At 67.6% G+C, this 7,479-nt stretch carries 7 protein-coding genes and 1 pseudogene; 7 read left to right on the top strand and 1 reads right to left on the bottom strand.

Annotation, left to right across the window (positions count from 1 at the left end; translation table 11 throughout):
* Window positions 1–532: tRNA (guanosine(37)-N1)-methyltransferase TrmD (gene trmD / locus ON40_RS23660; RefSeq protein WP_040826239.1), on the top strand; the 532-nt coding region annotated here is incomplete at its 5' end.
* Between the two features lie 15 nt (window positions 533–547).
* Here trmD and ON40_RS23655 read toward each other — a convergent pair.
* A complete protein-coding gene (locus ON40_RS23655; RefSeq protein WP_040826233.1) occupies window positions 548–1,432 on the bottom strand; it encodes an SDR family NAD(P)-dependent oxidoreductase in 885 nt (294 codons plus the stop codon).
* An 83-nt stretch (window positions 1,433–1,515) separates the two neighbouring features.
* Here ON40_RS23655 and ON40_RS23650 point away from each other — a divergent pair, with 83 nt between their 5' ends.
* The 6 genes and pseudogenes from ON40_RS23650 to ON40_RS23625 form a co-directional block, all read left to right on the top strand.
* The gene (locus tag ON40_RS23650; RefSeq protein ID WP_040826232.1) at window positions 1,516–2,091 is read left to right on the top strand and encodes a TetR/AcrR family transcriptional regulator; all 576 of its coding nucleotides are present in this window, start codon (window positions 1,516–1,518) and stop codon (window positions 2,089–2,091) included.
* 246 nt (window positions 2,092–2,337) lie between these two features.
* A complete protein-coding gene (locus ON40_RS23645) occupies window positions 2,338–4,707 on the top strand; it encodes a Tex family protein (RefSeq protein ID WP_040826237.1) in 2,370 nt (789 codons plus the stop codon).
* A gap of 163 nt (window positions 4,708–4,870) precedes the next feature.
* On the top strand, window positions 4,871–5,755 hold the full coding sequence (locus ON40_RS23640) for a hypothetical protein (protein WP_040826230.1): 885 nt from the start codon (window positions 4,871–4,873) through the stop codon (window positions 5,753–5,755).
* 147 nt (window positions 5,756–5,902) lie between these two features.
* A complete protein-coding gene (gene rplS / locus ON40_RS23635; RefSeq protein ID WP_040826229.1) occupies window positions 5,903–6,244 on the top strand; it encodes a 50S ribosomal protein L19 in 342 nt (113 codons plus the stop codon).
* A gap of 105 nt (window positions 6,245–6,349) precedes the next feature.
* Window positions 6,350–7,207 carry a signal peptidase I gene (lepB, locus tag ON40_RS23630; protein WP_083895868.1) on the top strand — a complete coding sequence of 286 codons (858 nt, stop codon included), beginning with the start codon at window positions 6,350–6,352 and terminating at the stop codon, window positions 7,205–7,207.
* An 80-nt stretch (window positions 7,208–7,287) separates the two neighbouring features.
* Window positions 7,288–7,479: pseudogene (locus ON40_RS23625) on the top strand (signal peptidase I); the annotation flags it as partial.

The raw sequence follows: 7,479 nt of genomic DNA, 5'->3' as shown, positions 1-7,479 counted from the left end.
GCCCTACGGCGGCGGCCCCGGCATGGTCATGAAACCCACGGTGTGGGGTGATGCGCTCGACGAGGTCTGCCCCGACGACGCGCTGCTGGTGGTGCCCACCCCGGCGGGTGTTCCGTTCACGCAGGCCACCGCGCACCGCTGGTCCGACGAACGCCATCTGGTGTTCGCCTGCGGTCGCTACGAGGGTATCGACCAGCGTGTCTTCGACGATGCGGCCCGGCGCGTGCGCGTCGAGGAGGTCAGCATCGGCGATTACGTGCTGATCGGCGGTGAGGCGGCGGTCCTGGTGATGACCGAGGCCGTGGTACGCCTGCGTCCCGGTGTGCTGGGCAATCAGCAGTCGCACGAACAGGATTCGTTCTCCGACGGACTGCTCGAGGGCCCCAGCTACACCCGCCCGGTCAGCTGGCGCGGACTGGACGTCCCGGAGATCCTGCTGTCCGGTAATCACGCGCGGATCGATGCCTGGCGGCATGAGCAGTCGTTGGCCCGCACGCGCGAGCGCCGCCCGGATCTGCTACCGCCGCAATAAGTTCCGATTCACCGCTCACGCCGGGAGACCGGTCAGCGCGGCGCTGATGTCCCAGAGACGGTCCAGCCGGGCCGGATCGGTGGTGTGCGGTGCGGTTCGGACTTCCCTGCGGCGCACGAAGAATCGTCCGGTGACCCCGTCCGGTTCGGGGGAGGTGGCGAGCCAGACGGGGGTGTCCGCGCCCGCCTCGGGGCCGGGTAGCAACGGATTCACCCACTGCGTCCAGGCGAAGGCCCGCAACAGTCCTCGGGCGGATTCCCGGCCCAGGCCGGTGTTGCGGATGATTCCCGGATGTGCGCCGTTCACGGTGACGCCGCTGCCTGCCAGTCGTCGCGCCAGGCTGTAGACGAACATGGCGTTCATATTCTTGGTGCGGCCGTAGGCGACGAAGGGCCGGAAACTCGGCGGGACCCCGATACGCGCTTCATCGGCCAGGCCCGGATCGTCCAGGTTCACGGGCAGCCGGCGCAATGCGGCGGGTGAGGCTCCGACCACGACCAGTCGCGCGGATCGTCCTGTGGCGGCCAGGGATTCGCCGAGCGAGCGCAGCAGCAGATAGGGCGCGAGATGGTTCGTCGCCACGGTGCGCTGGATTCCTTCGGAGGTGTGATCGGCGAGCGGTGCGACCACCGCGGCGTTGCTGATCACGATGTCGATCCCGGTGGGGTCGAGCCGATCGGCGAGCGCGCGCACCTGGCGCAGCAGCGACAGATCGGCCAGTTCGGCTCGCAGGTCGGCGTCGGGGACCACGTCCCGGATTCGCCGCAGCACCGCGGACAGGCGTGCGGCATCGCGGCCGACCAGCACGACGCTCCGGCCCGTCGCGGCCAGTCGGCGGGCGATGGCCTCTCCGATGCCGCCGGTCGCGCCGGTGACCACTGCGGATTGTGCTGTGTTCATGATTTCTCCCCGGTCAGATGAGGTTGACAACGTCAACCTAAGTGGCGGGGTTGACGTTGTCAACCTCGGATTAGGATGTTCGGATGCCGTCGAGCACTCGCGATGTTCTCCTCGATTCCGCCCTTCGTCTGCTGGACTTCGGCGGAGTGGAGGCGGTGACGCTGCGTGAGGTCGGTATCGGGGCCGGAGTGTCACACAACGCGCCCTATAAACATTTCGCCAACAAGGAGGCGTTGCTCGCGGCGGTCGCCGCGCGCGAGTTGTCCGCACGGGCAATGGAATTCGCGCAACTGGTGGCGCAGCAGCCGGATCCGGTGCAGCAGGTTCGCACGGTGCTGCACGGGTACATCGCCTGGGCTGACGAGCATCCGGCGCGCTTCAAACTGGTCTTCGGTCGCTGGACCAACGAATCCCCGGAGCTGGCCGAGGTCGCGCACAACGCGCAGCAGGCGCTCACAGCGCTGGTCGCTCAGGCGCAGTCCGATCACGCACTGCCCGGGGGTGATCCGGAGCGGATGGCGGCGTTGCTGCGCGCGCTCGCACACGGTGCGGCGGATCTGGCCGCCGCGGGACATCTCGCCGCGGACGGCAAGGGGCGGGCCGCGCCCGCGGATCTGATCGATGACCTGCTGGTCTACCTGGGTTCCTCGACCCGCTGAACCCGACTTCGGGCGGGCGTTGCGCGTCCCGGATCGGCCCTGCGCAACGGGTGCGGCCATTCGAAAAGGGTGCGGCTGCGGCCGATTCGGCGCGGGGCTGTGGCTACCTGTCGGGGTGCGGCGGTAGTGTCTGCGGGCGTGACGACAGCCTCCGAAACCGTCAGCAGCGAATCCGGCAGCAACGATGCCGTCAACACGACCGCCGCGGGCGGCGATACCGCGCCGGATGCGACCGCGCCGGTCCATCTGGCCAGCGTCGGCCGTCGCCTCGCCGACGAGTTGAATGTGCGGGACGAGCAGGTGCGCGCCGCGGTCGAGCTACTCGACGGCGGATCCACCGTGCCGTTCATCGCCCGTTACCGCAAGGAGGTCACCGGCGGTCTGGACGACGCGCAGCTGCGCCAGCTCGAGGAGCGGCTGCATTACCTGCGCGAGCTGGACGAGCGGCGCACCTCGATCCTGGAATCCATTCGCGGCCAGGGCAAACTCGACGCCGCGCTGGAGCAGCAGATCATGCTCGCCGAGACCAAGGCCCGGCTCGAGGACATCTACCTGCCCTACAAGCCCAAGCGTCGCACCAAGGCCCAGATCGCTCGCGAGGCCGGTCACGAACCGGTGGCCGACGCCCTGATCGGTGATCCGGCCACCGATCCGGCCCAGTACACCGCCGAACAACTCGACGGCGCCCGCGCGATCCTGGTGGAGCGTTTCGCCGAGGACGCCGACCTCGTCGGCGAGTTGCGCGAGCTGATGTGGAGCCGCGGTCAGGTCAGCTCCCAGGTGCGCGCGGGCAAACAGGAGGCGGGTGCGAAATTCGCCGACTACTTCGAATTCAGCGAACCGTTCGACACGTTGCCCTCGCACCGCATCCTGGCGCTGCTGCGCGGGGAGAAGGAAGAGGTGCTCACCCTGCACCTCCAGCCCGACGCCGAGGAGCCCGAAGAGGGTGAGCGCACCATCTTCGAGGGCCGGATCGCGCTGAAGTTCGGCATCGCCGAACAGGGGCGCGCGGCGGACACCTGGCTGCTGGACACCGTGCGCTGGGCGTGGCGGACCAAGCTGCAGGTCAGCCTCGGCATCGATATCCGGATGCGGTTGCGGCAGTCCGCCGAGAAGGACGCGGTCGACGTCTTCGCCAACAACCTGCGCGATCTGCTGCTGGCCGCCCCCGCGGGCACCCGCGCCACGATGGGCCTGGATCCGGGCTATCGCACCGGCGTCAAGGTGGCGGTGGTCGACGGCACCGGCAAGGTGGTGGCCACCGAGGTCATCTACCCGCACAAGCCGCAGGGGCAGACCGAGAAATCCCTGGCCGTACTGGGCGCACTCGTCGCCCGGTTCGATGTGGAACTCATCGCCATCGGCAACGGCACCGCCTCGCGCGAGACCGACGCCCTTGCCGTGCAACTGATCTCGCGTATCCCGGAGAACAAGCCCACCAAGATCGTGGTCTCCGAGGCGGGCGCGTCGGTCTACTCGGCATCGGCCTATGCGTCGCAGGAACTGCCGGATATGGATGTCTCGCTGCGTGGTGCGGTCTCCATCGCCCGCCGCCTGCAGGATCCGCTGGCCGAGCTGGTGAAGATCGACCCCAAGTCCATCGGCGTCGGCCAGTACCAGCACGACGTTTCCGAGACGCTGCTGGCCCGCTCGCTGGGTGCGGTGGTCGAGGATGCGGTGAACGCGGTCGGCGTCGATGTGAACACCGCCTCGGTGCCGCTGCTGTCGCGGGTGTCGGGCATCGCGTCGTCGGTGGCGGAATCCATTGTCGCGCATCGTGATCAGAACGGCCCGTTCCGCAACCGCAACTCCCTGCTGAAGGTGCCGCGGCTTGGCCCCAAGGCATTCGAGCAGTGCGCGGGCTTCCTGCGCATCCGCGAAGGTGACGACCCGCTGGACACCTCCGCGGTGCACCCGGAGGCGTATCCGGTCGTGCGGCGCATGCTCGAGTCCACCGGTCGCGATGTGGCCGGGCTGATCGGCAACACCACCGTGCTGCGCGCGTTGCGCCCCGGTGAATTCACCGACGAGCGCTTCGGTGTGCCCACCGTCACCGATATCATCTCCGAACTGGAGAAGCCCGGTCGCGACCCGCGCCCGGAGTTCAAGACCGCCGAATTCGCCGCCGGAATCGAGAAGGTCGCCGATCTGCAACCGGGCATGGTGCTCGAGGGTGTGGTCACCAATGTCGCGGCCTTCGGCGCCTTCATCGACATCGGTGTCCACCAGGACGGTCTGGTGCACGTCTCGGCTATGTCGCACAACTTCGTCAAGGATCCGCGCGAGATCGTGAAGTCCGGTGACGTGGTGCGGGTCAAGGTGCTCGAGGTCGACGTGGCCCGGCAGCGAATCGGCCTGTCACTGCGTCTGGACGACGAGCCCGGTGCGGGCAAGCCGGAGCGCGGCGATTCGCGTCCGCGGCAGCAGGGCGGCCAGCGCGGTGGCGGCAATCCGCGTCAACAGGGTGGGCAGGGCCGCAATCAGCAGGGCGGGCAGGGTCGTGGTCAGCAGGGCCAGGGCCGTAACCAGCAAGGGCGGAACCAGCAGCGCCGCAACGCATCCGAGCCGACCGGTGCGATGGCCGATGCGCTGCGCCGTGCCGGATTCGGTAAGTAGGCTCGTCGCAGTACGCGGCGGTCCGGGCCCGGTGGTCCGCATCCCGGACAGGATGCGCCCTGCCGGGGCCGGTGGTGCTGCACAATGTGGCTGGGCGGGTGATGCGGGCCCGGGCCCGGCAGCTCGTGCGCCCGGGTCGCGGAGATGACGGGACATGGCAGATATGCGACGGTGGCTGGACGAGACCGTGGTCGCGCACGGCCGTCTGCCGCTGCTGTGCTTCCTGCTCGGCTTCATCGTCGGGTTCCTGCTGATCAGGCTCAGTGTTCGATTGATCCGCAAACGGGTGCGCTGGTGGCCCGGCAATCTGCGCGCGGGCGACGTGCACATCCACCACATGGTGTTCGGCGTGGTGCTGGTGTTGCTGTCCGGGATCGGCCTGGTCACCCTCTACAACGACGGGGTAGGCACGGTCAGCGCGCTGGCCTCGGTATTCGGTCTCGGCGCGGCCCTGGTCCTGGACGAGTTCGCCCTCATCTACTACCTACGCGACGTCTACTGGGAAGAGCAGGGCCGGACCTCGGTCGACGCGGTCTTCGTCGCCCTGGCGGTGACCGGACTGCTCCTACTGGGCTTTCATCCGCTGTGGCTGCTGGACGTCGGGGATATCCGGCACGACCGCAGCCCCACGGGCCGGACCTTCCTGAGCCTGTTCGCCCTGGTGAATCTGCTGCTGGCGGCGATCGTCATCGTCAAGGGCAAGATCTGGACCGGATTGTTCGGGATGTTCTTCCTGCCCCTGCTGTTCGTCGGCGCACTGCGGCTGAGCCGGCCCGGCGCACCGTGGGCACGCTGGCGGTATGCCGCCCGGCCGCGGCTGATGCAACGCGCGATCCGGCGCGAACGCCGTTACCGGCGCCCGGTGATCCGTGCGAAGATCTTCGTCCAGGATCTGATCGCAGGGAAGCCCGACGCCGTCGCGCACATGCGGGTGGCGGCCGAGGAGGAGTTGGCCCGCACGGTGGTGCCCGCACCCGCGCCGCCGCATCCGATCGGACAATCCCTGCCGAGAATTCCCGGTCACAGCCGCCGGACCGGGGCCGATTAACGGTCGCGTGCGGACCTCTGGCACAATAATCGGGTTGCCTTGGGCAGATCTGCCCAGCGCACCGCCCATATCCGGAGCACGAACCGGTCGAGTGCCCAGTGCGCGCCGCCAGGTTCCTCTGTTCACGCGAACTCCACAAGGACGGAAATGAACACCCTCGACTTCGTCGATGAAAAGTCGCTGCGCAGCGACGTCCCCGACTTCCGGCCGGGTGACACCATCAATGTGCACGTGAAGGTCATCGAAGGTAACAAGGAGCGCATCCAGGTCTTCAAGGGCGCCGTGATCCGGCGTCAGGGTGGCGGCATCCGCGAGACCTTCACGGTCCGCAAGGTTTCCTTCGGTGTCGGTGTCGAGCGCACCTTCCCGGTGCACAGCCCCAACATCGATCACATCGATGTGGTGACCCGCGGTGATGTCCGCCGGGCCAAGCTGTACTACCTGCGCGATCTGCGCGGCAAGGCCGCCAAGATCAAGGAAAAGCGCTGAACACATCCCGTTGACGGGAATGCGTTGTTCGAAAGCCTCCGGCCGTCGGGCCGGAGGCTTTTCGTATTCTCAGGTCATTTTCTCAGGTCATCGATCCGCCCGCGAATGCGAAGTGCGGCTAGGTTGTTCGTCGTGACGCGGGACAGTGAGACGGTGCGCGAATCCGACGACGTGCGCGCGGGCGGATTCACGCCGCGCCGGTCACGGGTGGATTCGTCGCGCGGGAACAAGCGCAAGAAACAGCGGCCGCTCTGGCAGGAGTTGCCGATTCTGATCGTGATCGCGGCGGTGATCGCGGCGTTGGTGGTGACGTTCGTCGGCCGGCCGTATCAGATTCCGTCCGGCTCGATGGAGCCGACGTTGCACGGCTGTACCGGTTGCACCGAGGACCGGATCTACGTCGAGAAGCTCAGTTACGACTTCGGCGATCCGCAGCCGGGCGACGTGGTGGTGTTCAAATCGCCGAGCAGTTCCTGGGACGAGGGCTACCACTCGACGCGATCGAGCAACGGCGTCGTCCGGGGGATCCAGAACTTCTTCTCCTTCTTCGGTCTGGTGCCGCCGGATGAGAACGATCTGGTCAAGCGGGTGATCGCGGTGGGCGGTCAGACCGTGCAGTGCTGTGATGCGCAAGGTCGTGTGCTGGTCGACGGCAAGCCGCTCGACGAGCCGTACGCCCACTACATGTTTCCGTATCAGCCGGGACTGCCGTTCGCGGTCAAGACCGCGATGGGCGTTTCGACGAACCCGACCGGGCGGGAGTTCGGGCCGATCAAGGTGCCCGAGGGCAATCTGTGGGTGATGGGCGACAACCGCAACAATTCGCTCGACTCGCGCGGACATATCGACGATCAGTACACCGGCACCGTGCCGGTGACGGATGTGCGCGGTAAGGCGGTGTTCAAGATCTGGCCGCTCAACAGGATCGGCCCGGTGCGATCGCAGAATCCGCAGACGAACTGATCGGGTCGCGTCGAACGCGTTGCGGCACTTGTCGACATCCCGGTCACCGCCGCAGGTGTGGGCGGGATAACCTGTTCGGCGTGGCAGACGAATTCGACTCGAGGGCGTCGACCGAGGTGGACGACGACGGTGCGAGCGCGCCGGTGCCGCGCCGTCGGCGATCGCGGGGGAAGAAGCAGAAGAAGCAGCGGCCGTTCTGGCAGGAGTTGCCGATTCTGATCGTGATCGCGGCGGTGATCGCGGCGTTGGTGGTGACGTTCATCGGCCGGCCG

Source organism: Nocardia jiangxiensis NBRC 101359 (genome assembly GCF_000308615.1).
GTDB lineage: Bacteria > Actinomycetota > Actinomycetes > Mycobacteriales > Mycobacteriaceae > Nocardia > Nocardia jiangxiensis.
Note: the sequence above shows the minus strand (reverse complement) of the source record. Positions and strands in the feature narration are given on the sequence as shown.

What these genes read in the sequence shown, in the direction of transcription:
- ON40_RS23640 (WP_040826230.1), top strand. Translation starts at nt 4,871, where the DNA reads ATGCGACGGTGGCTGGACGAGACCGTGGTCGCGCACGGCCGTCTGCCG.
- rplS (WP_040826229.1), top strand. Translation starts at nt 5,903, where the DNA reads ATGAACACCCTCGACTTCGTCGATGAAAAGTCGCTGCGCAGCGACGTC.
- lepB (WP_083895868.1), top strand. Translation starts at nt 6,350, where the DNA reads ATGCGAAGTGCGGCTAGGTTGTTCGTCGTGACGCGGGACAGTGAGACG.
- ON40_RS23655 (WP_040826233.1), bottom strand. Translation starts at nt 1,432, where the DNA reads ATGAACACAGCACAATCCGCAGTGGTCACCGGCGCGACCGGCGGCATC.
- ON40_RS23650 (WP_040826232.1), top strand. Translation starts at nt 1,516, where the DNA reads ATGCCGTCGAGCACTCGCGATGTTCTCCTCGATTCCGCCCTTCGTCTG.